The organism is Phenylobacterium koreense (assembly GCF_040545335.1).
Lineage (GTDB): Bacteria > Pseudomonadota > Alphaproteobacteria > Caulobacterales > Caulobacteraceae > Phenylobacterium > Phenylobacterium koreense.
Genome location: NZ_JBEPLU010000003.1, coordinates 303,199 through 327,106 on the forward strand (window position 1 = coordinate 303,199; position 23,908 = coordinate 327,106).

Genomic DNA, 23,908 nt, shown 5'->3' on the forward strand with positions numbered 1-23,908 from the left:
GCAGGGGAGGATGCGGCTTAACCTGCCACCCTGATCCAGCGCTCCACCTCGTGCAGGTCGCGGGCGATCTGCACACACAGCGCCTGCATCTCTTCGGTGGCGTCCAGCAGGTCCGGCACCATCACCGTCATCATCCCGGCGGACGAGGCCGCACGCACGCCGTTGTGGCTGTCCTCCAGGGCCAGGCAGTCCTCCGGTGAGATTCCCAGCCGCGCGGCGGCGGTCAGGAAGGGATCGGGATTGGGCTTGCCCCGCGCATAGTCTCCGCGCGCCACGACCGCATGGAACCGCGGAATGATCCCGCTTCGCCCCAGATGCGCCTCCACCGCCCGGTGGCTGGACGAGGTGGCGATGGCCCGCGGGACGGCCAGTTCGTCCAGGTGATCGAGCAGCTCCAGCACCCCGGCCTTCAGCGCGATGCCAATGGCGCAGGCCGCGTCCACGTGCTCCATCACCCGCGCATTGAAGGCGTCGATGGGAAAGTCGCCGCCGAAGTGGTCGATGACCTTCTGGTTGCTGGCCGGTCCCGGCAGCCCGATCATGCTCTTGAACAGCGAGAGCGGCATGTCGTGGCCATGCTCGACCGCCGTGGCGATCATCGCGTCGCGATAGACCACCTCGGTGTCGCAGAGCAGGCCGTCCATGTCGAACACGACGGCCCTGGGTTTGCGCGGCAAGCTCATGCTGGGCTTCTACCGCCTCGCCGCGCCGGCGGAAAATCAAACCCGGCTTCAGTCGGTTACGAACTCGTCGGCCCGATAGCCCTGGAAGTAGAGCAGCGCCGTCAGGTCCGCATGGTCCACCTTGGCGTCGGCCTGGGCCGCGACGATCGGTTTGGCGCGATAGGCGACCCCCAGGCCCGCCTCCTCGATCATGCCCAGGTCGTTGGCCCCGTCGCCGATCGCCAGGGCCTCGGCGAGGGTGATCCCCTGCCCCTGCGCCTCATCGCGCAGGGCCGCGAGCTTGGCCTCGCGGCCTAGGATCGGCTCGCCCACCGTACCGGCGAGGGCCGTCTCGTCGTGGTGCAGGATGTTGGCCCGGTCGGCATGGAAGCCCGCAGCCGCCGCCACCTTGCCGGTGAAGAAGGTGAAGCCGCCCGAGACCAGCACGCAGCGCGCGCCGTGCTCGGCCATGGTGCGGACAAGGGTGCGCGCGCCGGGGTTCAGCCGAACCCGCTCGTCGAACGCCTGCTGCAGAGCGCTCAGCGGCAGGCCCTTCAGCATCGCCACCCGCTCGCGCAGGGCGCCTTCGAAGTCGAGTTCGCCGCGCATGGCCCGCTCGGTGATCAGCGAGACCTGGGCCTTCACGCCTGCGAAGTCGGCCAGTTCGTCGATGCACTCGCAGCCGATGATGGTCGAATCCATGTCGGCCACCAGCAGCCGCTTCTTGCGTCCGTTCCAGGGCTGGGCGCACACGTCGATGGGCCAGGGGGCCAGGGCCGCCTCGGCCGCCGCCCGCACCGGACCGATGGCGTCCGCCTCGACAAGCAGGTCCAGCGCGCCGTCGCCGAGCACGCGCGGCTCCTTGACGCGAGCGTGCGCGCCTGCGAGCGCTGGGGTCAGGGTGGCGACGGCAAGCGCCGCCGCATCTGAATCGGGACCGACAAGGGTAAGGGCGATCTGCATGGAGCCCCGCATCTGGCTGATCGCCGGGCCGACCGCAAGCGGCAAGTCCGCCCTGGCCCTGCGCCTCGCCCGTCACATCGGCGCGGAAATCATCAACGCCGACGCCCTGCAGCTCTATTCCGACCTGCGCCTGCTGACCGCCCGCCCCTCGGCGGCGGAGGAGGCCCAGGCTCCGCACCACCTGTTCGGCGTCGCCGACGCCGCCGACGGCTGGTCGGTGGGGCGCTGGTTGCGCGCAGCGACCGCCCTGATCGACGAGATCACCGGACGCGGCCGCCCGGTGGTGGTGGTCGGCGGCACCGGTCTTTATTTCCGCGCCCTCACCCATGGCCTTGCCGAAGTCCCCAACACGCCGCTCGGCGTGCGCGAAACCGTCGCCGCCGAGTTCGAGGCCCTGGGCGAGGCCGCCTTCCGCCAACGCCTGGCCAAGGCCGATCCCGCCGCCGAGGCCCGCATCTCCCCCTCCGATCGTCAGCGCCTGACCCGCGCCTGGGAGGTCTATGTCGCCACAGGGACCTCGCTCAGCGACTGGCAGGCCCGAACCTCCCCGGCCCTCGCGCCGAGAAGCTGGAGCGCCGTCGCCCTCGACCCGCCGCGTCCCGCCCTCTTCGCCCGCTGCGACGCGCGCCTGGGGCTGATGGTCGCGCAGGGCGCCCTGGACGAGGTCGCCGCCCTGGCCGCCCGCAACCTCGCCCCCGACCTGCCGGCCATGAAGGCGGTCGGCTATCGCGAGCTCGCCGCCGTGGTCCGCGGCGAGGTTCCGCTATCGGCAGGTTTGGAGGCGGCTCGGCAGGAAACCCGCCGATACGCCAAGCGACAGGCCACCTGGATGCGCGGTCAGATGGCCGATTGGCCCCGCATCGACGCGATCGAGCACGAGGCCCAATGGAGGCAGTTTATTGCGTTAAACCCCGTCTTGACGGCCTGAGCGGGGCATGCCATGAGCCTTCCAGAGTTTATTTGGAGAACGCTCGTGCGTGAGCTTCTTGTACTTTCTGGGCGACCCCTCGCGGACTGACCTCGTGTCGGACCGCTAAAGGTCGCTCGTCCAGGCCCCTTGAGGGCCTTTTTTATTGCCGAAAATCAAGGCCTTGCTCAAATGACCGCCCATCAGACGATAGCTGCCGAAGCGACGATAGACACCCTGACGGGTGCGGAGATCGTGGTCCGCGCCCTGATCGACCAGGGCGTAGAGGTGCTTTTCGGCTATCCCGGCGGCGCGGTCCTTCCGATCTATGACGCGCTCTTCGAAGAGAAGCGCCTGCAGCACGTCCTGGTCCGCCACGAGCAGGGCGCGACCCACATGGCCGAGGGCTACGCCCGCTCGACCGGCAAGCCCGGCGTCGTCCTGGTCACCTCCGGCCCGGGCGCGACCAACGCCGTCACCGGCATCGTCGACGCCCTGATGGACTCGATCCCGCTGGTCGTCTTCACCGGCCAGGTCGCCACCCACCTGATCGGCACCGACGCCTTCCAGGAGTGCGACACCATCGGGATCACCCGCCCGATCACCAAGCACAACTACCTGGTCAAGGACGTCGCCGACCTGCCGCGGGTCATCCACGAGGCGTTCCACATCGCCACCTCCGGCCGTCCCGGCCCGGTGGTCATCGACATTCCGAAGGACGTCCAGTTCGCCAAGGGCGTCTACAAGGGCCCGGCCGAGGTCGTTCACGCGCACAACTACGCGCCACGCACCAAGGGCGAGCCCTCGAAGATCGCCGAGGCGGCGGCCATGATCGCCGGCGCCCGCCGGCCGATCCTCTATACCGGCGGCGGCGTCATCAACGCCGGCCCCCGCGCCGCCGAACTGCTGCGCGAGTTCGCCGCCCTGACCGGCGCGCCGGTCACCTCGACCCTGATGGGCCTGGGCGCCTTCCCGGCCTCGGACCCGGCCTGGCTGGGCATGGTCGGCATGCACGGAAGCTTCGAAGCCAACAACGCCATGCACGACTGCGACGTCATGGTCGCCGTGGGCGCCCGCTTCGACGACCGCGTCACCGGCCGCCTCGACGCCTTCGCCCCGCACTCGAAGAAGATCCACATCGACATCGACGCCTCGTCGATCAGCAAGAACGTGCGGGCCGACATCGGCATCGTCGGCGACGCCGCCAGCGTGCTGGAAGACCTCGTTTCCGTCTGGAAGAGCCGCAACCTCTCGACCGACAAGCCCTCGCTGGACGACTGGTGGCGCCAGATCGAGGCCTGGCGCGCGCGCCAGTCGTTCCGCTACCGGCCCGACGCCAAGCTGATCAAGCCGCAGTACGCCATCGAGCGCCTGTACGAGCTGACCAAGGACCGTGAGACCTACATCACCACCGAGGTCGGCCAGCACCAGATGTGGGCGGCCCAATACTATCACTTCGACAAGCCCAATCACTGGATGACCTCCGGCGGCCTCGGCACCATGGGCTATGGCCTGCCCGCCGCCGTGGGTGTGCAGATGGCCCATCCGGACGCCCTGGTCGTGGACATCGCCGGCGACGCCTCGGTGCAGATGACCATGCAGGAGATCGCCACCGCCATTCAGTACGACCTGCCGATCAAGGTCTTCATCCTGAACAACGAATGGATGGGCATGGTCCGCCAATGGCAGCAACTGCTGCACGGCGAGCGCTACAGCCACTCCTATTCGGAGAGCCTGCCGGACTTCGTGAAAATGGCCGAGGCGTTCGGCGGCGTCGGCATCCGCGCCGAACATCCGGACGAACTGGACGACAAAATCCGCCAGATGATCGAGTCCAGGAAGCCGGTCCTCTTCGACTGCCGGGTGACCAAGGAAGAGAACTGCTTCCCGATGATCCCCTCCGGCAAGGCCCACAACGAGATGATCATGGCCGAGGAAGCCCGCGACCTCGGCTCGATCATCGATGACGCCGGCAAGCGCCTGGTCTGACACGGAGAGTTTTTAAGCCGGCCACGCAACTCACTGGTGTGGTTGCGGCTTTTCTTGGAGATCGCGGCTGCGGCTGGGAGCTCCACATGTACGACTACGACCGGACGAACATCGTCCTGATGGAGTGGGGGCCGCGACTGCTCGCGGCCGTCGCCATCCTCATCGTCGCGCATTTCGTGGGCAAGGCGGTGCAGTGGGGCCTGGCCAAGCTCATCGACCGCTTCCCCGGCGCGGCGCGGCATAATGCGGGCGTCCCACCCAAGCAGAGCATCGGCTACCAGCTCGGCCAACTCGGCTATTGGCTGGTGCTGCTGATCGGGCTGGTCGCCGCCCTAGGGGTCATCGGCCTTCAAGGCGTCGTCACGCCGCTGAACACCCTGACCACCGGCTTCCTGACCTTCGTCCCGAACGTGGTCGGCGCGGCGGTGATCTTCTTCGTCGGCATGCTGCTGGCGACGATCGCCAAGCGCGTCGTCGAGGTCGCGCTTGGCGCCGCACGTGTCGACGCCTGGCTGGAAAAGGCGGGACTTTCCCGCACCACTGGCGCGTCGGGCCTGTCGAAGGCGGCCGGCACGCTGGTCTTCGTCCTGATCCTGATCCCGGCGACGATCGCGGCCCTCGAGCAGCTCGGCATCGCGGCGATCTCCGACCCTGCCGTCCAGGTGCTGAGCGCCGTCCTGGCCGCGATCCCGCGCATCGTCGCCGCCCTGATCGTTCTTGCCCTGGCCTTCTTCATCGGCCGCTGGGTGGCCAGCCTGATCGAACAGCTACTGCCGTCCCTGGGCTTCGACCGCATGTTCCGCGGCATCACTGGCCGCGCCGAGCCGCTCACCCCGCCCGAGGAACTCACCGGCGAAGCGCCGGCGGCGCCCACGACGGTCAGCCCCTCGAAGGTCGTCGGCCAGCTCGCCCTGGCCGCCATCGTGCTCTTTTCCGCGGTCGAAGCGGCGCGCCTGCTGGAATTCGTCGCCATCGCCTCGATGCTGGAGCAGATCCTTCAACTGGCCGCCCACGTCCTGTTTGGAGGCGTGATCATCACCGCCGGGGTGCTGGTGGGGAACTTCCTGGCGAGGCTGATCGACAGCTCGACCGGCGGGGCCGACAGCTTCGCATCGGTCATCGTGCGCTGGGCGACCATCGCCCTGGCGACGGCCATGGGCCTGCGGTTCATGGGCATAGCCGACGAGATCGTCATCCTCGCATTCGGCCTGATCCTGGGCTCGGCGGCGGTCGCGGCCGCCCTGGCCTTCGGGATCGGCGGCCGCGAGACCGCCCACCGCCTGCTCGAGCGCTGGACAGCCCCGCTGCAGGGGGGCGGGCCGAGGCCGCCGCCGAGGCCCCGCAGGCCTCCCCCGACGCCTCCGCCCCCCGCGATCTAGCTCACTCGCCGTAGAAGAAGCGTTCCTCGGCGATCTTGCCGTTCTTCACTGTGTAGACGCCGACCTCGTCCATCTGCATGCGGTTGCCGGACTGCTTCTCGGTCAGGTCCATCTTGAAGCGCACCGCGAACTGGTCGCCGTTCACGTAAGGCCCTTCGACCGAGGTGGAGTGGATTTCGTGGGCGTTGTTCCACCACTCGCCCTTGCCGCGAACCGCCTCCTTGCCGCGCATCTCGGCCATATCTCCGGGCGCGGCCTCGACGCTCAGGACGTCGTCGGCCCAGTACTTCTCGCCCGCCTCGTCGAACTTGCCGGCCTTGCACAGGGCCACAAGGTCATTGGCGATGTCTTGCGTGCTCATGACTGTCAGCTCCGGTTGGGCGCAGGCCCCAGCCCGCGCGAAGAGGCGATTTCACTCACCAAACACCGTTCTTCGCAAGTGAATTGTTTATGATTTGTTCCGGCCTACGTGATCCCTCTCGCTTGCGCCCGGCGAACGCATGTGACACCTCCATGGCGACTGACGTTCAGAGAACCCGCATGCCCGATCCTCAGCCCGCTTCCGTCTACGATCTCAGCCACGCAGAGGAGGCCGAGAGCCTGGCGACCTTCGCCATCCTCGTGGACAACGAGCCGGGGGTCCTGCATCGCCTGGTCGGGCTGTTCGCCGCCCGCGGCTACAACATCGAGAGCCTGACCGTCGCCGAGACCGACCGGCGCGCCCACACCAGCCGGGTCACCATCGTCACCCGCGGCGCGCCCCACGTCCTCGAGCAGATCGAGGCCCAGCTCCAGAAGATGGTCGCCACCCGCCACGTCCAGGACGTGACCCGTGACCCGAACGGCCTGGAGCGCGAACTGGCCCTGGTGAAGGTCAAGGGAACCGGCGCCGACCGGGTCGAGGCCCTGCGCATCGCCGACATCTTCCGGGCCCGGGTGATCGACACCACCATCGACAGCTTCATCTTCGAGCTCACCGGCGCCTCGGGCAAGATCGACAAGTTCATCGAGCTGATGCGCCCGCTCGGCCTGGTGGAACTCTCGCGGACCGGCGTGCTTTCCATCACCAGGGGCGCAGCCGCCATGTGAGGAGGATCGCGTGGTCCGTTTCGCCACGATCGCCTTCTGCCTCGCCTGTTTTTCTCAAGCCTCGGCCCAGCCCGCCCCGGCGGCGCCTCCGGCGCAAGCCGCAATTCCGCCTTCGGCCCTCGATTGGCCCTGGCCCCAGCCGGATCCGAAATCCTGGTGGGACGACAAGTGGCCGGTCGCCGACGAGGCGGCCGATCCCCTGGCAGGCCGCCGGCTCGGCCGCCGCGAGCGCCTGCCGGTCATCGACAACGGCTATGATCCCCTGCTCTACCGGCTGTGGGGCCTGCAGCCGCTGCAGAACCAGATCCTCCGCTCCGGTGAGATGATCGTCGAAGTCGCCGTCCGTCCCACCACCTCGGCCCGCCAGACCCTCGTACGGGCGACCGTCCGCCGCGACGGCAAGGCCTTCATCCAGGCCCGCGCAGGCCTCGGCTGCTGCGATCCGGGCGTCGCCCGCCGCATTGGTTTCGATGTCGAAGCCCCGCCTGGCTCGGCGGAAAGATTGCTGGCCTTGCGCGAGGACCCGCTGTGGAGCGCCCCGCGCGAGGTGCGGGTGGACTATGGCTCCGGCGCGGCCGACGCTCTCTGCGTGGAGGGCACCTCCTATGATCTGACCCTGCTGGTCCCGGGCCAGTCGCGGTCGGTGCGCCGCGCCTGCGATACGGCCGAGATCGGTCAGGCGGCCGACGTCCTGGAAACCGTCCTTGGCCTGGCGCTCGGCCACGAGCCGCGGATTGACGTGATCTATCCGGGCGGCGCCGATTTCTCCTCGGCCCGCGCCGCCTATCAGAGCCTCGGCGCCGAGGGAGGCCAGTTGAAGCCGGCCCCCAACACCAGGCCGCAGCCGCCGGCCTTCCCGGTCCCGCCGCCGGAGACGGAAACCTTGGCCGTTCCGCCGACGCCTAGCGCAGGACCTTGAGGCGGTAGAGCGCCCCGCCGATCACCGCGCCGATCAGCGGCCCCACGAAGAACAGCCAGAGTTGGGAAAGGGCGGTCCCGCCCACCAGCACCGCCGGCCCGAAGCTGCGGGCCGGGTTCACCGACACGCCGGTCACCTGGATGCCGACGATGTGGATGACCGCCAGGGTGATGCCGATCGCCAGGCCCGCAAAGCCCGCGGGGGCGCCGGCGGCGGTCGAGCCGAGAATCACGATGGTGAAGAGGGCGGTCATCACCACCTCGAACACCAGCGCCGCCTGCATGCTGAACTCGCCGTTGTAGCCCGGCCCCCAGCCGTTGTGGCCCAGGCCGCTGGCCACGCCGGCCAGCACTGCGAGGATCCCCGCACCGGCCAGAGCGCCGAGGAACTGGGCGACCCAGTAGAGTCCCATCTCGCGGGCGTTCATCCGTCCGGCGATGAACACCGCCAGGCTGACGGCCGGGTTCACGTGACAACCGGAGATCGAACCGATCCCATAGGCCATGGCGACGATGGCGAAACCGAACGCCAGCGCGATGCCGAGCTGGCCGACATGGTCTCCCCCCAGGACGGCCGCGCCGCATCCGAACAGGACGAGCGTGAGCGTACCGATGAATTCAGCGACGAACTTCTGCATGGCAGCCTCCCATTTGTTCTGAAGCTAACCCGGGGTTGAGATTTGACATAGCTCACTGGGCGAATTTCGCTCCTGGGTTATGTAACCAATTGTCGAAGCTCGCCTGGCCCCTCAAGCTATGGGGGCGCTGGGCTGGTTAAGGGATCCGGGCGCCCGCAACACCCGCCGCCAGACGGCTGCGGCAATGTCCAAAGACAGGGAGACACAATGTACAAGCACATCCTCATCTCGACCGACGGCTCGGATGTCGCCCAGAAGGGCGTCGACCAGGGCCTGGACCTGGCCAAGGCGATCGGCGCCCGTGTCACCCTGATCACCGTGACCGAGCCCTTCCCCATCTATGCCAGCGCCGCAGGCGGATGGGTGCCGGCCGAGATGGCGAACTACGACGAGATCCAGAAAGAGCACGCCCAGCGGATCCTGGGCCGCGTGAAGGAAGCCGCCGACAAGCTCGGCGTGACGAACGAAACCCTCCACGTCCCCAACACCCCGCCGGCCGAGGCGATCATCGAGGCCGCCAAGTCGCGCGGCTGCGACCTGATCACCATGGGCTCGCACGGCCGCCGCGGTCTCGGCCGCCTGTTGCTGGGCAGCCAGACCTCGGAAGTGCTGTCGCACGCCCCGGTCCCTGTGCTGGTCGTCCGCTAACGGCGTCGGTGGGCGCGATGGGCCTTCAAAAACCCTCCGCCCGCCCCTATATTCATCCCGTCGGGTTCGCCCGACTATGGAGATAAACGCGCACGAAATAAGCGGACTGGACCCGGGTGCGATTCCCGGCGGCTCCACCAATCTTCCCCGGTCGTTATCGCCGGAAAGCATGGGGCCGATCAGCATCGACAGACGTCTAAAGGTGTTTGCTTTCTCTCGGCTTGGCCCACCGTTCCGGGCTTTAAACTAACTGCGAACGATAACTTCGCTGAAGAAGTCCGTCTGGCTGCGTAAGCGGTCCGATAGATTTCGACCTAAACTCCTAGCGTCTTAGCAGCGCTAGGCGGGGCCGGGAGGGGGCCTTGCAACAGAACCCCTCCACCTTTCCCCGGAAAAACATTGCGATAGAACGTCCCGCAGGGTGCGACTCGCCTTGCGCGCGGGAACCGAGACGCTACCCTCGCGCAATTCAGTACCCCCGGAGTTTCGATGGCCCAGGATCCGCCGGCCCAAGACCAGATGCACTATGACGCCATGGCCCAAGAGGCTCTGCGCGGCGTGGTGAAGGCCGCCCTGAAGCGTGCAGCGGCGCCGGAAGGCCTGCCGGGCGCGCACCATTTCTACATCACCTTCAAGACCAACGCCCCGGGGGTGTCGGGTCCCAACGACCTGCTCAGCAAGTATCCCGACGAGATGACCATCGTCCTGCAGCATCAGTACTGGGACCTGGCGCCGGGCGAGACCTTCTTCTCCGTCACCCTGAAGTTCGGCGGCCAGCCCAAGCGCCTCTCGGTGCCCTATGCGGCGGTCACCCGCTTCTACGACCCCAGCGTCCAGTTCCTGCTGCAGTTCGAAGCCCCGGCCGGCGCTGCGCCCCTGCCGACCGCCGAGCCGCCCGCCGCGCCGGCGGCCCCGGCCGATCCGAACGCTCCCAACGTCGTCTCGCTCGACACCTTCCGTAAGAAATAAAAGCCATGACCGACGTCGCGCCCGAGCCCGAAGTCCTCACCGACGAAGCGATCCTCGCGCGCTTCCAGCGCTCGAAGAACCAGCCTACCGGCTCCCAGACCCTGGGCTTCCGCATCGTTGCGGTCAGCCAGGCCGAGAAGTCGGTCGAGGTCGAGTTCGAGGCCAAGGCCGAGCTCCTGCTCAATCCCATGAAACAGGTCCAGGGCGGCTATCTCTGCGCCATGCTGGACGAGTGCATGTCGGTGGCCTGCATGGTCGCCTCGGGCATGACCCACGTAGCCCCCACCGCCGAGATGAAGACCACCTTCTTCCGGCCCGCCCTTCCAGGCAAGCTCAGGGGGGTCGGCAAGGTCGCCAAATGGGGCCGAACCATCGCCTTCACCGAAGGCGAGCTCTACGACGGCGATGGCCGCCTGCTCGCCAAGGCCACCGGCACCGCGGTGCCGACGCCTTTCCAGCGCTACAAGAGCTGACATGGCCTGGCGCGCTGGCATTGTCAGCGTGCTCTTCGCCTTTCTTTCCGCGTTTGCGGCTCCTGCCCTTGCGGAAACCCCATTCGAAGACTGGGCCGCGATCGTCGTCGCCGGCGATTTCCACGGTAGCGGCGGCGGCCCGACCGAGGCCTTCGACAACGCCCGCCGCGACGTCGCCAGGGAATTGCAGCGGCTGGGCTTTTCTTCGGAAAACACCCGCCAGTTCTCGGTCCGCCCGTTCCGCTACAAGGAACAGCCCCTCAAGTCCGAGCCGCGGGCGATCTACGAGACCCTCAGCGGCCTGGCCGGCAAGGCCAGGTCCGGCTGCCTGCTCTATTTCACCTCCCATGGCCTGCCGCAGGGCGTGGTGATCGACGACGCGATCCTCACGCCCGGCATCCTCGGCCGCATCATCGATGCGGCCTGCCCGGGCCGCCCGACCATCGTCATCATGTCGGCCTGCTATTCGGGGGTGTTCGTCCGGCCGCTGGCCCAGGCCAACCGCATGATCCTCACCGCAGCCCGGCCCGACCGGACCTCGTTCGGATGCGGCGAGGACAACGTCTATCCATTCTTCGACGACTGCGTCCTCAAGTCGAGCCCCTCGGCCAGGGACTTCGCGACCCTGGCCGGCGCGGTGAAGACCTGCGTCGCCCTGCGCGAGAAAGCCGAGGGCATGAGCCCTCCGTCCGAACCGCAGGTCTGGATCGGCGGCGAGCTCCGGCCGATGCTGCCGCTCTACGCCTTCCCCCGATCACCGCGCGGAGGAGGCTAGGCCGGCCTTCCACAGGCCATGCGTCCAGGCGCCCGCGAGCGCTCTAGCGACTCCCGCCAAGGGCGCCCTACAAAAGGATTCTGCAGACAGATCAGGGCCCTTCGTCGATGCGTTTGATCTCCAAGGCCGTCTTCTCGCTCGCGCTCGCCTGGGCGGCCACGCCGGCCCTGGCCCAGGACGCTCCGCAGCAGGCAAGCCCGCCGCCCTCCGCGGGCATGCCCAAGGCCCCGATCCCCTACACAAGCCTGCAGAAGAAGGCCGCGCCGCGCCCACGGCCGGCGGCCGCGCCAGCAGCGAAAGCCGCCGCCCCGGCCGCAACGGCGCCGGCTCCCGCGGCCGCCCTCCCCGTCACGCCCAGCGGCGCGCGGCTGGCGCCCGGCCAGCCGATCCCGCAGGCCGAGCTTGAGGCCTTCGTCGACGGCGCCGTTCGCAGCGCCATGAGCCACGATCACATCGCCGGGGTCACCGTCTCGGTCGTCCAGAACGGCCAGGTCGTGCTCAAGAAGGGCTACGGCTTCGCCAGCCTCTCGCCAGCCCGCAAGGTCGACCCGGACCGCACGCTCTTCCGCATCGGCTCGATCTCCAAGACCTTCACCTGGATCGCCCTGATGAACGAGGTCGAGGCCGGACGCATTCGCCTGGACGCCCCGGTGAACCTCTACCTGCCCGAACGGGTCCAGGTCCGCGACCAGGGCTTCCGGACGCCGGTCCGGGTCATCAACCTGATGGACCATTCGCCGGGCTTCGAAGACCGCGCGCTGGGCCATCTGTTCGAAAGGAACTTCGACCGCGTCCGTCCCCTGGCCGAGTACCTGCGCCAGGAGCGTCCCAGCCGGGTGCGCGCACCCGGCTCGTCGCCCGCCTATTCCAACTATGGCGCGGCCCTGGCCGGCGAGGCGGTGTCCTACGTTTCCGGCAAGCCGTTCGAGCGCCTGATCGAAGAGACGATCTTCCTGCCGGTCGGCATGAACAGCACCAGCTTCCGCGAGCCGCATCCGCCCAAGGCCGGTCTGCCCGGCCCGATCCCCGAGCGCCTCGCGGCCAACATCTCCGACGGCTATCGCTGGACGCCCAGCGGCTTCGAACAGCGCCCCTTCGAGTTCATAAGCCAAGTGGCGCCGGCCGGCTCGGCCTCGTCCACCGCCGCCGACATGGCCCGCTACATGCAGCTCCTGCTGGCCGGCGGAACCCTTGACGGCAAGGTGGTCTACGGCCCTCGCGCCGCCCAGGCCTTCCGCACCCCGATCCGCCGGACGCCGCCTGGGATCAACGGCTGGCGGCACGGCTTCATCGAATACCCGCTGGCGGGCGGCCGGACCGGCTTTGGCCATGCGGGCGGCACGCTGTCGTTCCTGTCCAACATGGTGGTCGCCCCCGACCTCGGCCTCGGCGTCTTCGTCAGCACCAACACCGAGACCGGCGGCCCCCTGGCCAACACTCTGGCCGGCAGCATCGTCCAGCAGTTCTACGCCCCGCCCCAGACCTTCCCGCGTGAAGGCTCGCGCCAGCTCGCTGACCGGGCCGGCGACTTCGCCGGGCACTATGTCGGGACCCGCCGCGCCTATGGCGGGCTGGAGGGCATGGTCGGCCTGATGATCGGCGGCGCCTCGGTCAGCGTCACCGACGACGGACGCCTGGTGGTCAGCGCCGGCCGGGAGACCCGCGCCTTCGTGCCGGACGGCGACCTCTCGAACGGCCGCTTCGTTTCCGTCTCCGGCCCCGAGCGTCTCGCCTTCGCCATGCAGGACGGCAAGGCGGTCAGCTTCCGCACCAGCCTGGGCGAGCAGACCTTCGAGCGGACCGGATTCTGGCTGCGGCCAGGAGTGCTGGCGGTCCTGGCCGTCCTGACCGCGCTGGCCGCCCTGGCCACGCTCGGCGGCCTCCTGTTGCGCAATCGCCGCGAGTTCCGCGAGACCTCGGTCCAGCGCCAGGCCAGCCTCCTGCAGAACACCCAGGCCGTGCTCTGGCTGACCGCCTTCGCCCTATTCGGCGCCTGGGCCAGCCGCACGTCCGACGTCGCCAACATCATGTACGGCTGGCCGGGCGCTTCCCTGATCATCGCCTCGGCCTGCGTCCTGGTCGCCACCGCCCTGACCATCGGGGGGCTGATCCTGCTGCCCGGCGTCTGGCGAGGCGGCCGCCGGGTTGATTCGTGGTCGCCCCTGCGCAAATTCGCCTACTCGTTTACGGCTTTGCTGTATGGAGCCTTCGCCGTCGTCCTGGGCTTCTGGGGCGCACTTAGCCCTTGGAATGGTTAAGCTTTACAGCGCCCGCTCATCAGACTCCGTTCGGCCAAATGGGGCAGCCCCGCCCCAAATGTAAACGCGTCGTTTACCAACTGCTGGGTAAATCCTGCCTAGCGGAGGGCGAGTGACGTCCGACCCGCGTACACTGGGAAGGGGCGCCCGCTGTGAACAACTTCGTCGCTGCGCTGCAGAGGTTCGGGATCGGCCGCCTGGCCGCCATCCTGGGCATCGGCGCCGGGGTTGCAGCCACGCTCGTCGCTCTCACCATGAACCTGGGCGAGCCCAAGGCCCTGCTCTATTCGAACCTCGACCTCAAGGAGGCGGGCTCGATCACCAGCGCCCTCGACCAGGCCGGGGTGAAGTACGAGGTCAAGGGCGACGGCTCGACCATCATGGTCCCGCGCGATGAGGTCGCCTCGACCCGCCTGATGCTGTCCAGCAAGGGGCTGCCGACCTCTGGCTCCGTCGGCTACGAAATCTTCGACGAGACCTCGGCCCTCGGCCAGACCGACTTCGTCCAGCAGCTCAACCGCCAGCGCGCCCTGGAAGGCGAGCTCGCCCGCACCATCCGCAGCCTGGACGGGGTGACCTCCGCCCGCGTCCACCTGGTGCTGCCCAAGCGCCAGCTCTTCGAGGAAGAAGCCGAGCAGCCCTCGGCCTCGGTGACCATCGGCGTCGGCGGCCGCGCGCCCTCCGCCGACCAGGTCCAGGCGATCCAGAACCTGGTCTCCAGCGCCGTGCCGAACCTAAAGCCCGGCCGCGTCACCGTCGTCGACCAGCACGCCAAGACTCTCTCCACCGGCGAGGACGGCTTTGGCGGCCAGGTCGCCGACGGCCGCCGCGGCGAGATCGAACAACGCATCGCCAAGACCGTCACCAAGCTGGTTGAAGGCGTCGTCGGCCCCGGCAAGGCCCGGGTCAACGTCACCGCCGACCTCAACCTGGCCCGCGTCACCGTCCAGCAGGAGACCTTCGACCCCGACGGCCAGGTGGTCCGCTCCGAGACCACCAACGAAGAAAACGCCCGCGAGAACCAGCCGGACTCCAACGGCGGCGTCACCGCTACGGCCAACATTCCCGGCGGCCCGCCCCTGGCCGGCGAGACGCTCAACCAGTCCCAGAGCGGCCGCACCGAATCCACCACCAACTACGAGATCTCCAAGACCATCCGCACCGAGGTGCAGGAGCCTGGCGACCTGAAGCGCCTCTCGGTCGCTGTCGCCGTGGACGGCCTCACGACCCCTGGAACCGGGGGCAAGCCCGGCGCCTACACGCCCCGCTCGGCCGAGGAGATGCAGCGCATCGAGCAGCTCGTGCGCACCGCCGTCGGCTTCAACGCCGACCGCGGCGACCAGGTGACGGTGGTCAACACCCGCTTCGCCGCCCCCGAGGCCGAAGGCGGAGTCGAGGCCGCCAACCCGCTGATGGGCTTCGACAAGAACGACATCATGCGCGCGGTCGAGCTGGGCATCCTGGCGCTGGTGGCGATCCTGATGATCTTCTTCGTGGTCCGTCCGATGCTGAAGCCGCCAGGCGGCCGCGGCGGCCTGCCGGCCCTGGCCGGGGGCGGTGCTCCTGGCGTCACGCGCCTGACCACCACGCCGGACGGCCAGCCGCTGCATGTCACGGTTGATCCGGTGACCGGTCAGCAGCTCGCCCTGCCCGGCCCAGGAGGCGCCGCCGAGCTGGAGCAGCGCATCGACATCGCCCGCATCGAGGGCCAGGTGAAGGCCTCCTCCGTGAAGCGGGTCTCCGAGTTCGTCGAAAACCACCCGGAAGAATCCGTCTCGATCCTGCGTAGTTGGCTCCACGAGTCGCAATGAACGCCCGCCTGAAAGCCATTTCCGATCCGACCCAGCTCACCGGCCCCGAACGGGCCGCGGTGGTCCTTCTCGCCTTGGGCGAGGAGCACAAGACGATCTGGGAGCACCTCGACGAAGAGGAGATCAAGGAGATCTCCCAGGCCATGGCGAGCCTCGGCACCGTCTCGGCCGGCGCGGTCGAGCACCTTCTCGTCGACTTCATCTCCGGCATGTCGGGCGCCGGGGCGATCATGGGCTCCTTCGAGCAGACCCAGCGCCTGCTGCAGGCCTTCCTGCCGGCCGACAAGGTCGACGCCCTCATGGAGGAGATCCGCGGTCCCGCGGGCCGCACCATGTGGGACAAGCTGGGCAACGTGAACGAGGCGGTGCTCGCCAACTACCTGAAGAACGAATACCCGCAGACCGTCGCCGTCGTGCTCTCGAAGGTGAAGTCCGACCACGCCGCCCGCGTGCTGGCCGCCCTGCCCGAAGACTTCGCCCTGGAGTGCGTCACCCGCATGCTGCGCATGGAGCCTGTGCAGCGCGACATCCTCGACAAGATCGAACAGACCCTGCGCACGGAGTTCATGTCCAACCTGGCGCGCACCTCCAAGCGCGACAGCCACGAGATGATGGCGGACATCTTCAACGCCTTCGACCGCCAGACCGAGGCCCGCTTCCTGACCGCCCTGGAAGAACGCAACCGCGAGAGCGCCGAGCGCATCCGCGCCCTGATGTTCGTCTTCGAGGACCTCTCCAAGCTGGACCCCGGCGGCGTCCAGACCCTGCTGCGCAACGTCGAGAAGGACCAGCTCGCCCTGGCCCTCAAGGGCTCCTCGGACTCCCTGCGCGAGATGTTCTTCTCGAACATGTCCGAGCGCGCCTCGAAGATCATGCGCGAGGACATGGAGAGCATGGGCCCGGTCCGCCTGCGCGACGTCGACCAGGCCCAGATGGCCATGGTCCAGGTCGCCAAGGACCTGGCCGCCAAGGGCGAGATCATGCTGGCCGGCGCTGGCGGCGACGACGAGTTGATCTACTGATGGGCGGCTTCCTCTCACTCCTCCTCGATCCTCACCCCCTGGGGGAGGTGGCCCGATGCGCAGCAACGGGACGGAGGGGCGGCGCGCTCGCATGACGACGCCCCACCAGAAATTCGGCTTCGACACGGTGTTCGACAACGCCGGCGGCGCTTACGCTCCACCGCGGCCCAAGCGCCTCTTCCCCGCCGACGAGGTCGAGGCGATCCGCGCCCAGGCCTTCGCCGAGGGCGAGCGCCAGGGCCTCGGCTCCATGGCCGCTCTCGAGGCCCAGGCCCTGTCCCAGATCGCCGCGGCCGTGGGCCAGGCCCTGCCGCGCCTGGCCGGCGTCGCCCATGAGCACCGCGAAGCTTCCGCCGCCCTGGCCCTCGCCTGCGCGCGGGCCATCGCCGACGCGGCCCTCGACGCGTTCCCGGTCGCGCCGATCCGTGCGGCCATGGAAAACCTCGCCCGCGAGATCGAGGCCCAGCCCCGCCTGATCGTGAACGTCTCGGCCCAGCTCGCCGAAGGCCTCCAGGCCAAACTCGAGGAAACCGCCCGGGCCATCGGCTATCCCGGCGCCATCCAGGTGCGGGCCTCGGCCTCCATCGGCCCGGCCGCCTTCACTCTCGACTTCGGCGACGGCGCGGCCGCCTTCGATCCGGCCGCCGCCGCCGAGCGCGTCGCCGGCGCCCTGCACGCCGCCCTCGCTGCCGAGGGCCTGCACGCCGAACCCCTTATTCCTGGAAGCGAAGGCTGACCGCCATGGCCGACAACGACCTCAAGCTGGACGAGTTCGCCCCCTCCAATCCGATGGAGATCGGGATGGAGATCGAGGAGAAGACCGCCACCGACCTCGCGCCGGTGTTCGACGTGCCGGTGTCGATCTCGGCGGTGCTCGGGCGCGCCACCATGTCGGTGGCCCAGCTCCTCCAGCTCCAGTCGGGCAGCGTCCTCGACCTCGACCGCAAGGTCGGCGAGGCCATCGACATCTATGTGAACAACCGCCTGGTCGCCCGCGGCGAGGTCGTCATCGTCGACGACCGCCTGGGCGTGACCATGACCGAAATCATCAAGGACGGCGACACCCAGGGCTGATCCGCCCCGGTCTGTCAGTAGGAGATAGTGCTATGCGGCTTTTGGTTGTCGGAAAACTGAACGGTCAGCTCGCCAGCGCCGTGAAGATGGCGATGACGGCGGGCGCCAAGGTCAGCCATGTCGAGACCGCCGACGCCGCGACCCACGCCCTGCGCGCTGGTCAGGGCGCGGACCTGCTGCTGGTCGATTACGACCTCGACATCGCCGCCCTCATCGCCGCCAACGAGGGCGAGCGCATCCACGTGCCGGTCGTCGCCTGCGGCGTCGACGCCGACGCCCGCAAGGCTGCCAACGCCATCCGCGCCGGCGCCAAGGAGTTCATCCCGCTCCCGCCCGACGCCGAGATGATCGCCGCCGTCCTCTCGGCCGTCTCGGACGACGACAAGCCGATGGTCGTGCGCGATCCGGGCATGCAGTCGGTCATCGGCCTGGCCGACCAGGTCGCGCCCTCGGAAGCCTCGATCCTGATCACCGGCGAAAGCGGTTCGGGTAAGGAAGTCATCGCCCGCTACGTCCACCAGAAGTCCCGCCGCGCCACCCGTCCGTTCATCTCGGTGAACTGCGCCGCCATTCCCGAGAACCTGCTGGAAAGCGAGCTCTTCGGTCACGAGAAGGGCGCCTTCACCGGCGCGGTCGCCCGGCGCGTCGGCAAGTTCGAGGAAGCCAACGGCGGCACCCTGCTGCTCGACGAAATCTCCGAGATGGACGCCCGCCTGCAGGCCAAGCTGCTGCGCGCCATCCAGGAGCGCGAGATCGACCGGGTCGGCGGCGCCAAGCCGGTGAAGGTCGACATCCGCATCCTCGCCACCTCCAACCGCGACCTCGCCCAGGCCGTGAAGGAGGGGACCTTCCGCGAGGACCTGCTCTATCGCCTCAACGTCGTGAACCTGCGCCTGCCGCCGCTGCGCGAGCGCCCCGGCGACATCGTCGCCCTGGCCGAGTTCTTCATCCGCAAGTACGCCAAGGCCAACGGCATGTCCGAGCGCCCGCTCTCGGCCGAGGCCAAGCGCCGCCTGGTCGCCCACCGCTGGCCTGGCAACGTCCGCGAGCTGGAAAACGCCATGCACCGCGCGGTGTTGCTGGCCGCCGGCCCCGAGATCGAGGAAGGCGCCATCCGCCTGCCCGATGGCCAGCCGCTGGCCGCCCCCGATCCGGCCGCCCGCGCGGCCCAGGCCGCCGCCGACGTGGCGGAGGCCGTCACCCGCACCTTCGTCGGCCAGACCGTCGCCGACATGGAACAGCGCCTGATCCTCGACACCCTGCAGCACTGCCTGGGCAACCGCACCCACGCGGCCAACATCCTCGGCATCTCCATCCGGACCCTGCGCAACAAGCTGAAGGAATATTCCGAGGCCGGCGTGACGGTGCCCGCGCCGCAGATGGGCGCCAGCGCAGCCTAAGGTCGGACCTGGGGGCGGATTTCAGATGACGGACACGACGATCTCGCAACGCCCGACCGCCCGCGACGTCATGAGCTGGGTGATGAAGGGCGAGGTCGCTCTCGCCCTGGGCGTGATCGGCATCGTCGTGCTGCTGATCCTGCCGATCCCGCCCTTCATGCTGGATCTGCTGCTGGCGGTGTCGATCACCTCGTCGGTTCTGATCCTGATGACCTCCCTGCTCATCAAGAAGCCGCTCGAGTTCACCGCCTTCCCGACCGTCCTGCTGGTCACCACCCTCTATCGCCTCGGCCTCAACGTCGCCTCGACCCGCCTGATCCTCGGTCATGGCCACGAGGGCGCGCACGGCGCCGGCAAGATCATCGAAGGCTTCGGCAAGCTGATGATGGGCGGCAACTACGTCATCGGCGTCATCGTCTTCGCCATCCTGGTGATCGTGAACTTCGTGGTCATCACCAAGGGTTCGGGCCGGATCGCCGAGGTTTCCGCGCGCTTCACCCTGGACTCCATGCCCGGCAAGCAGATGGCCATCGACGCCGACCTCTCGGCCGGCCTGATCGAGGAGGCCGAGGCCAAGACCCGCCGCAAGGAGCTGGAGCAGGAAAGCACCTTCTTCGGAGCCATGGACGGCGCCAGCAAGTTCGTCCGCGGCGACGCCATCGCCGGCCTGATCATCGTCGCCATCAACATCATCGGCGGCATCCTGATCGGCGTGGTCCAGCACAAGGTGCCGCTGGGCCAGGCGGCCTCGACCTACACCATCATGACCATCGGCGACGGCCTGGTCAGCCAGATCCCGGCCCTGGTGATCTCCATCGCCGCCGGCTTCCTGGTGTCGAAGGCGGGCGTCGACGGCTCGGCCGACAAGGCCCTGGTCGCCCAGCTCGCCATGAACCCGATCAGTCTGGGCATGGTCTCGGCCTCGGCCGGTGTCATCGCCCTGATCCCCGGCATGCCGATCGTCCCCTTCGCGGCCCTGGCCGCCGGCGCCGGCTATCTCGCCTGGAAGCGCTCGCAGCAGGCCGCCGCCCCGCCGCCGGTGGACATAGTCCCGGCCGCCGCCCCGGCCGAGCAGCAGGAAGAGTCCATCGCCCAGTCCCTGGCCATCGACGAGGTCAAGATCGAGCTGGGCTATGGCCTGCTTTCGCTGATCAACGACCTCGAAGGCCGCCGCCTCACCGACCAGATCAAGGCCCTGCGCCGAACGCTCGCCCAGGACTTCGGCTTCGTCATGCCGGCGGTCCGCATCCTCGACAACATGCGCCTGCCCTCCCAGGGCTACATGATCCGCATCAAGGAGATGGAGGGCGGCGGCGGCGAGGTTCGGCTGGGCTCGCTGATGGCCATGGACCCCTCCGGCGGCCAGGTCGACCTGCCCGGCGAGCACATGCGCGAGCCGGCCTTCGGCCTGCCGGCCACCTGGATCGACGACTCCCTGCGCGAGGAAGCCACCTTCCGCGGCTACACCATTGTCGACCCGGCCACCGTGCTGACCACGCACCTGACCGAGATCCTCAAGGAGAACATGCCCGACCTGCTCTCCTACGCCGAAGTCCAGAAGCTGCTGAAAGAACTGCCGGGCGAGCAGAAGAAGCTGGTCGAGGACCTGATCCCCAGCGTGGTCTCGGCCACCACGGTCCAGCGTGTCCTCCAGGCCCTGCTGCGCGAGCGGGTGTCGATCCGCGACCTGCCGGCCATCCTCGAGGGCATCGGCGAGGCCGCCCCCCACACCAGCTCCATCACCCTGCTGGTCGAACAGGTCCGCAGCCGCCTGGCCCGCCAGCTCTCCTTCGCCTATCGCGGCGACGACGGCGCCCTGCCGATCATCACCATGTCCGGCGAGTGGGAGAACGCCTTCGCCGAGGCCCTGGTCGGCGCGGGCGAGGAAAAGCAGCTCGCCCTCGCCCCCTCGCGCCTCCAGGACTTCATCCGCGCGGTCCGCGAAAGCTTCGAGCGCGCCGCCCTGGCCGGCGACAGCGCCGTCCTGCTGACCAGCCCTCAGATCCGCCCCTACGTCCGCTCGATCATCGAACGCTTCCGCGGCCAGACCCCGGTCCTCAGCCAGAACGAAATCCACCCCAAGGCCCGCCTGAAGACCGTCGGCCAGATCTGATCTGGCCCTCCCTCAGAACTGGATCCGCAATCTTCCTCGAATCGCCATCCCCGGCCGCGTGAGCGTGCCGGGGATCCATACGCACCAGCGTTTCCGGCTATCCTCGGCGTTTAGGGATGACCGGGACCTGCCGGCCCGGCCATGACGAACCGGCGTGAGCTTCAAATGCGATGGGCCCCGCGCCGCCCCTCAAACCAGCGGCTTGGCGAAGATGTACTGCGGCCCCATGCCTTCCTCGTGTCGCTGGCCGGTATCGACGAAGCCGATCTTCCGATAGGCATTGATCGCGGCCGTGTTGCGCGAGTTCACCGCCAGCATGAGCTGCGGCTGCACGGGCCGTTCCCGCGCGAACCATTCTTCCAGCAGGCTGATGCAGCGCCGCCCCACGCCCTTGCCCTGGAAGCCCGGGCGGACGCGGAAATTGTGCAGGCTCACCGTCCCCGGCGGCGCCCAGGCCGGCCGGCGCAGCCCTTCGCGCAGGACGAAGAAGCCGACCACCTCGCCGTTCGGCTCGATCACCGCAAAGCCCTGTTCCAGGCCCACGGCGCCAGGCTCGTTAAGGCGCCCGAACACCTCGTCCAGGCTGCCGGCGAAGGCCTCCTGCTCAGGCGGCAGCGCAATGGCCTCGACCAGCTCGCGGTCGGCGCCGGAGATCGGCTCAAGTTTCCAATCGGCCGCTTGTATCGTCGGTCCCATGATCGAACGCTAAATACCGAATGTCGTGATCTCGGAAACCGACGGTAGCACAAAGCCCTGACTCCGCTCTTCTTTTTTGGCCGCTCCGAAAAAGCTGGCGGCGTAGCCTTGCGGCCTGCCATTTCACGCAACATATGATGTTTCATGAGACGAGACAGCAAGCTGTCGGGCGTGCTCCACGTCCTCCTGCACCTGGCCGAGCACGACGGTCCGGCCACCTCCGAGGTCCTGGCCAAGGCCATGAGCACCAATCCGGTGGTGGTCCGCCGGGTCATGGCTGGCCTGCGCGACCATGGCTATGTCCGCTCCGAAAAGGGCCACGGCGGCGGCTGGACCCTCGCCTGCGACCTCTCCAAGGTCACCCTGCGCGACATCTACGAAGCCCTCGGTTCGCCCGGCCTGCTGGCCATGGGCAACCGCACCGAGTCGCCCGGTTGCCTCGTGGAGCAGGCGGTCAATGCGGCTCTCGACCAGGCCTTCCACGACGCGGAGGCCTTGCTGCTGGCCCGCTTCGGCGAAGTGACCCTCGCCATGCTCTTCGCCGACTGTCACGACCGCCTCGTCAGCCGGGGCGGCGCCCACGACCTGGAGTCTGTTCATGCGTCATGACGCGATCATCGTCGGCGGCAGTTTCGCCGGCCTCTCGGCCGCCATGTACATCGCCCGCGCGCGGCGATCGGTCTGCGTCGTCGACGCCGGCGCCCCGCGCAACCGCTTCGCCGCACAGTCGCACGGCTTCTTCGCCCAAGACGGCAGTTCGCCCCGCGCCATGCTCGCCGCCGCCCGGGCGCAGGTCGCCGCCTATCCGACGGTCAGCCTTGTCGACGGCGAGGCCGTCGCGGCCCGCGCGCAGGATGATGGCTTCCTGGTCGAGCTCGCCGATGGCCGAACGCTCGAAGGCGCCCGGCTCGTGCTGGCCTTCGGACTCGCCGACGAATTGCCACCGCTGCCCGGCCTCGCCGAGCGCTGGGGCGCCTCGGTGATCCACTGTCCCTACTGCCACGGCTTCGAAGTCGCCGATCGCAGGCTCGGGGTCCTGAACCTCTCGCCGATGTCCGTCCACCAGGCCGCCCTGATCGCCGAATGGGGTCCGACGACCTTCTATCTGGACGGTGGCGAACTCGACCCCGCCGCCGCGGCCGATCTCGCCGCGCGCGGAGTCCGGATCGAATCTGCGAAGGTCGAAGCGCTGCACGGCGAAGGCTTGGGCCTTTCGGCCATCGCCCTGGCCGATGGTCGGAGCGATCCCCTGGACGCCCTGTTCATAGGTCCGCGCAACCACCTGGGCAGCCCCATCGCTGAACAACTTGGCTGCGATATGGATCAGGGCCCGCTCGGGGCGATCGTCAAGACCGACGCCTGGAAAATGACAACGGTTCCAGGTGTTTACGCAGCCGGCGACATCTCACGCGGCGCGCACAGCGTCACCTGGGCCTCGGCCGACGGGGTCACCGCCGGGGTCGCCGTGCATCGCTCGCTGGTCTTCTGACCAACGCCGCATCGCCTGCGGCCGATCGGCCGACCCCAGCGTCACGAACGTTGCAGGCGCGGTCCCCGGCTGGTAGCGATTTGCCCCTGCGGCGGTCACTGTCGGCCGCGAAGCGTTGGATATCGAATGCGGCGACCTGCTTCCCCGACCCGGCGCGGCCCGGGCAGCTCGATCTTCTGGGATCTGCTGACCTTCGAACGGCTGATGACCAACCAGGTGATTCACCTGATCTATTGGGCCGGGCTGGGCGTCATCGCATTGCTGGCGTTCGGCACCGTCGGCGCGGCCGTGGGCGTCGCCCTGCGCGAGGAAAACTGGTTCGGGATCCTGCTGGCGATTCCAGTGCTGGTCGCCGGCCTGCTGGTGGTCGGGGGCCTCATCCTCTTGTGGCGCTCGTTCTGCGAGCTCTATGTCGCCCTTTTCCGCCTGAGCGACGACCTCCACGCCCTGCGCCAGGCCGCCGACGCCGACCAACTCGAAGCCACCACCGCGCGCGTCCAACAGCGCCAAGCCCCGCCCGGCCCGCTGAACTGAGCATCCTTCAGATGCTCCCCGCTGGGGAGCTGTCAGCGAAGTTGACCGAGGGGCCCTCCCCGCCAGGAGAGGACGACGGTGTGGGACGATCTATGTCGTCC

Annotated in this window: 24 protein-coding genes and 1 other RNA gene; 20 read left to right on the top strand and 5 right to left on the bottom strand. The window is 68.6% G+C overall.

Annotated elements, in window-relative coordinates; all coding sequences use genetic code 11:
• Positions 1–17: 17 nt before the first annotated feature.
• Positions 18–683, bottom strand: a complete 666-nt coding sequence (locus ABID41_RS17490) for an HAD family hydrolase (RefSeq protein WP_331930072.1) — start codon at positions 681–683, stop codon at positions 18–20.
• A 48-nt stretch (positions 684–731) separates the two neighbouring features.
• Complete coding sequence (serB, locus tag ABID41_RS17495; protein WP_331930074.1) at positions 732–1,625, bottom strand: phosphoserine phosphatase SerB; 894 nt, start codon at positions 1,623–1,625, stop codon at positions 732–734.
• On the opposite strand from serB, the gene miaA reads away from it, so the two are divergent.
• From miaA to ABID41_RS17510, 3 genes are all read left to right on the top strand, one after another.
• Positions 1,624–2,553 (top strand): tRNA (adenosine(37)-N6)-dimethylallyltransferase MiaA, encoded by a 930-nt coding sequence (gene miaA, locus ABID41_RS17500; protein WP_354298292.1) that lies wholly within the window; start codon positions 1,624–1,626, stop codon positions 2,551–2,553. The genes serB and miaA overlap by 2 nt on opposite strands.
• Positions 2,554–2,724: 171 nt before the next feature.
• On the top strand, positions 2,725–4,521 hold the full coding sequence (locus ABID41_RS17505) for an acetolactate synthase 3 large subunit (RefSeq protein WP_354298293.1): 1,797 nt from the start codon (positions 2,725–2,727) through the stop codon (positions 4,519–4,521).
• A gap of 86 nt (positions 4,522–4,607) precedes the next feature.
• Positions 4,608–5,900, top strand: a complete 1,293-nt coding sequence (locus ABID41_RS17510) for a mechanosensitive ion channel (RefSeq protein WP_354298294.1) — start codon at positions 4,608–4,610, stop codon at positions 5,898–5,900.
• Between the two features lies 1 nt (position 5,901).
• Here the strand turns inward: ABID41_RS17510 and ABID41_RS17515 are convergent, their stop codons facing one another.
• Positions 5,902–6,261: a nuclear transport factor 2 family protein gene (locus ABID41_RS17515; RefSeq protein ID WP_331931911.1), complete on the bottom strand. Its 360-nt coding sequence runs from the start codon at positions 6,259–6,261 to the stop codon at positions 5,902–5,904.
• 179 nt (positions 6,262–6,440) lie between these two features.
• Between ABID41_RS17515 and ilvN the strand changes: the two genes are divergently transcribed.
• A complete protein-coding gene (gene ilvN, locus ABID41_RS17520) occupies positions 6,441–6,989 on the top strand; it encodes an acetolactate synthase small subunit (RefSeq protein ID WP_331931910.1) in 549 nt (182 codons plus the stop codon).
• A gap of 10 nt (positions 6,990–6,999) precedes the next feature.
• Positions 7,000–7,908, top strand: coding sequence for a hypothetical protein (locus ABID41_RS17525; protein WP_354298295.1), 909 nt, complete (start codon positions 7,000–7,002; stop codon positions 7,906–7,908).
• Here ABID41_RS17525 and ABID41_RS17530 read toward each other — a convergent pair.
• Positions 7,892–8,545 (bottom strand): aquaporin, encoded by a 654-nt coding sequence (locus ABID41_RS17530; RefSeq protein WP_331931908.1) that lies wholly within the window; start codon positions 8,543–8,545, stop codon positions 7,892–7,894. The two genes, ABID41_RS17525 and ABID41_RS17530, sit on opposite strands and share 17 nt — an antisense overlap.
• Positions 8,546–8,752: 207 nt before the next feature.
• On the opposite strand from ABID41_RS17530, the gene ABID41_RS17535 reads away from it, so the two are divergent.
• From ABID41_RS17535 to flhA, 12 genes are all read left to right on the top strand, one after another.
• Positions 8,753–9,193, top strand: a complete 441-nt coding sequence (locus ABID41_RS17535; RefSeq protein WP_331931907.1) for a universal stress protein — start codon at positions 8,753–8,755, stop codon at positions 9,191–9,193.
• A 20-nt stretch (positions 9,194–9,213) separates the two neighbouring features.
• Positions 9,214–9,576: a transfer-messenger RNA gene (gene ssrA / locus ABID41_RS17540) on the top strand.
• A gap of 106 nt (positions 9,577–9,682) precedes the next feature.
• Entirely contained in the window at positions 9,683–10,162 is a 480-nt protein-coding gene (locus ABID41_RS17545; RefSeq protein WP_354298296.1) for an SspB family protein, read from the top strand.
• A 5-nt stretch (positions 10,163–10,167) separates the two neighbouring features.
• Positions 10,168–10,635 (top strand): PaaI family thioesterase, encoded by a 468-nt coding sequence (locus ABID41_RS17550; RefSeq protein ID WP_331927670.1) that lies wholly within the window; start codon positions 10,168–10,170, stop codon positions 10,633–10,635.
• A gap of 1 nt (position 10,636) precedes the next feature.
• Positions 10,637–11,410, top strand: coding sequence for a C13 family peptidase (locus tag ABID41_RS17555; protein ID WP_354298297.1), 774 nt, complete (start codon positions 10,637–10,639; stop codon positions 11,408–11,410).
• Between the two features lie 107 nt (positions 11,411–11,517).
• A complete protein-coding gene (locus ABID41_RS17560) occupies positions 11,518–13,668 on the top strand; it encodes a serine hydrolase domain-containing protein (RefSeq protein WP_354298298.1) in 2,151 nt (716 codons plus the stop codon).
• A 152-nt stretch (positions 13,669–13,820) separates the two neighbouring features.
• Complete coding sequence (gene fliF / locus ABID41_RS17565) at positions 13,821–15,479, top strand: flagellar basal-body MS-ring/collar protein FliF (RefSeq protein ID WP_354298299.1); 1,659 nt, start codon at positions 13,821–13,823, stop codon at positions 15,477–15,479.
• On the top strand, positions 15,476–16,501 hold the full coding sequence (gene fliG, locus ABID41_RS17570; protein WP_331931121.1) for a flagellar motor switch protein FliG: 1,026 nt from the start codon (positions 15,476–15,478) through the stop codon (positions 16,499–16,501). Before fliF ends, fliG begins: the two co-directional genes overlap by 4 nt.
• A 91-nt stretch (positions 16,502–16,592) precedes the next feature.
• A complete protein-coding gene (locus ABID41_RS17575; protein WP_354298300.1) occupies positions 16,593–17,237 on the top strand; it encodes a FliH/SctL family protein in 645 nt (214 codons plus the stop codon).
• A gap of 5 nt (positions 17,238–17,242) precedes the next feature.
• Positions 17,243–17,575, top strand: coding sequence for a flagellar motor switch protein FliN (gene fliN, locus ABID41_RS17580; protein ID WP_331930092.1), 333 nt, complete (start codon positions 17,243–17,245; stop codon positions 17,573–17,575).
• Positions 17,576–17,607: 32 nt separating this feature from the next.
• Complete coding sequence (gene flbD, locus ABID41_RS17585) at positions 17,608–18,975, top strand: sigma-54-dependent transcriptional regulator FlbD (RefSeq protein WP_354298301.1); 1,368 nt, start codon at positions 17,608–17,610, stop codon at positions 18,973–18,975.
• 25 nt (positions 18,976–19,000) lie between these two features.
• Positions 19,001–21,088, top strand: coding sequence for a flagellar biosynthesis protein FlhA (gene flhA, locus ABID41_RS17590; protein WP_331930088.1), 2,088 nt, complete (start codon positions 19,001–19,003; stop codon positions 21,086–21,088).
• A 189-nt stretch (positions 21,089–21,277) separates the two neighbouring features.
• On the opposite strand, the gene ABID41_RS17595 is transcribed toward flhA, so the two are convergent.
• Complete coding sequence (locus ABID41_RS17595) at positions 21,278–21,784, bottom strand: GNAT family N-acetyltransferase (protein ID WP_331930086.1); 507 nt, start codon at positions 21,782–21,784, stop codon at positions 21,278–21,280.
• 144 nt (positions 21,785–21,928) lie between these two features.
• Between ABID41_RS17595 and ABID41_RS17600 the strand changes: the two genes are divergently transcribed.
• From ABID41_RS17600 to ABID41_RS17610, 3 genes are all read left to right on the top strand, one after another.
• Positions 21,929–22,393 (top strand): Rrf2 family transcriptional regulator, encoded by a 465-nt coding sequence (locus ABID41_RS17600; RefSeq protein ID WP_354298302.1) that lies wholly within the window; start codon positions 21,929–21,931, stop codon positions 22,391–22,393.
• Positions 22,383–23,273, top strand: a complete 891-nt coding sequence (locus ABID41_RS17605; protein ID WP_354298303.1) for an NAD(P)/FAD-dependent oxidoreductase — start codon at positions 22,383–22,385, stop codon at positions 23,271–23,273. Before ABID41_RS17600 ends, ABID41_RS17605 begins: the two co-directional genes overlap by 11 nt.
• A 126-nt stretch (positions 23,274–23,399) precedes the next feature.
• Positions 23,400–23,807, top strand: a complete 408-nt coding sequence (locus ABID41_RS17610; protein WP_331930080.1) for a DUF4282 domain-containing protein — start codon at positions 23,400–23,402, stop codon at positions 23,805–23,807.
• The last annotated feature ends 101 nt before the right edge of the window (positions 23,808–23,908 follow it).

Coding starts and splice junctions, on each gene's coding strand:
- ABID41_RS17560 (WP_354298298.1), top strand. CDS start 11,518: ATGCGTTTGATCTCCAAGGCCGTCTTCTCGCTCGCGCTCGCCTGGGCG.
- ABID41_RS17605 (WP_354298303.1), top strand. CDS start 22,383: ATGCGTCATGACGCGATCATCGTCGGCGGCAGTTTCGCCGGCCTCTCG.
- flhA (WP_331930088.1), top strand. CDS start 19,001: ATGACGGACACGACGATCTCGCAACGCCCGACCGCCCGCGACGTCATG.
- ABID41_RS17535 (WP_331931907.1), top strand. CDS start 8,753: ATGTACAAGCACATCCTCATCTCGACCGACGGCTCGGATGTCGCCCAG.
- ilvN (WP_331931910.1), top strand. CDS start 6,441: ATGCCCGATCCTCAGCCCGCTTCCGTCTACGATCTCAGCCACGCAGAG.
- ABID41_RS17490 (WP_331930072.1), bottom strand. CDS start 683: ATGAGCTTGCCGCGCAAACCCAGGGCCGTCGTGTTCGACATGGACGGC.
- fliG (WP_331931121.1), top strand. CDS start 15,476: ATGAACGCCCGCCTGAAAGCCATTTCCGATCCGACCCAGCTCACCGGC.
- ABID41_RS17550 (WP_331927670.1), top strand. CDS start 10,168: ATGACCGACGTCGCGCCCGAGCCCGAAGTCCTCACCGACGAAGCGATC.
- fliN (WP_331930092.1), top strand. CDS start 17,243: ATGGCCGACAACGACCTCAAGCTGGACGAGTTCGCCCCCTCCAATCCG.
- ABID41_RS17530 (WP_331931908.1), bottom strand. CDS start 8,545: ATGCAGAAGTTCGTCGCTGAATTCATCGGTACGCTCACGCTCGTCCTG.
- ABID41_RS17545 (WP_354298296.1), top strand. CDS start 9,683: ATGGCCCAGGATCCGCCGGCCCAAGACCAGATGCACTATGACGCCATG.
- ABID41_RS17515 (WP_331931911.1), bottom strand. CDS start 6,261: ATGAGCACGCAAGACATCGCCAATGACCTTGTGGCCCTGTGCAAGGCC.
- miaA (WP_354298292.1), top strand. CDS start 1,624: ATGGAGCCCCGCATCTGGCTGATCGCCGGGCCGACCGCAAGCGGCAAG.
- ABID41_RS17610 (WP_331930080.1), top strand. CDS start 23,400: ATGCGGCGACCTGCTTCCCCGACCCGGCGCGGCCCGGGCAGCTCGATC.
- serB (WP_331930074.1), bottom strand. CDS start 1,625: ATGCAGATCGCCCTTACCCTTGTCGGTCCCGATTCAGATGCGGCGGCG.
- flbD (WP_354298301.1), top strand. CDS start 17,608: ATGCGGCTTTTGGTTGTCGGAAAACTGAACGGTCAGCTCGCCAGCGCC.
- ABID41_RS17595 (WP_331930086.1), bottom strand. CDS start 21,784: ATGGGACCGACGATACAAGCGGCCGATTGGAAACTTGAGCCGATCTCC.
- ABID41_RS17555 (WP_354298297.1), top strand. CDS start 10,637: ATGGCCTGGCGCGCTGGCATTGTCAGCGTGCTCTTCGCCTTTCTTTCC.
- ABID41_RS17600 (WP_354298302.1), top strand. CDS start 21,929: ATGAGACGAGACAGCAAGCTGTCGGGCGTGCTCCACGTCCTCCTGCAC.
- ABID41_RS17505 (WP_354298293.1), top strand. CDS start 2,725: ATGACCGCCCATCAGACGATAGCTGCCGAAGCGACGATAGACACCCTG.
- ABID41_RS17575 (WP_354298300.1), top strand. CDS start 16,593: ATGACGACGCCCCACCAGAAATTCGGCTTCGACACGGTGTTCGACAAC.
- ABID41_RS17510 (WP_354298294.1), top strand. CDS start 4,608: ATGTACGACTACGACCGGACGAACATCGTCCTGATGGAGTGGGGGCCG.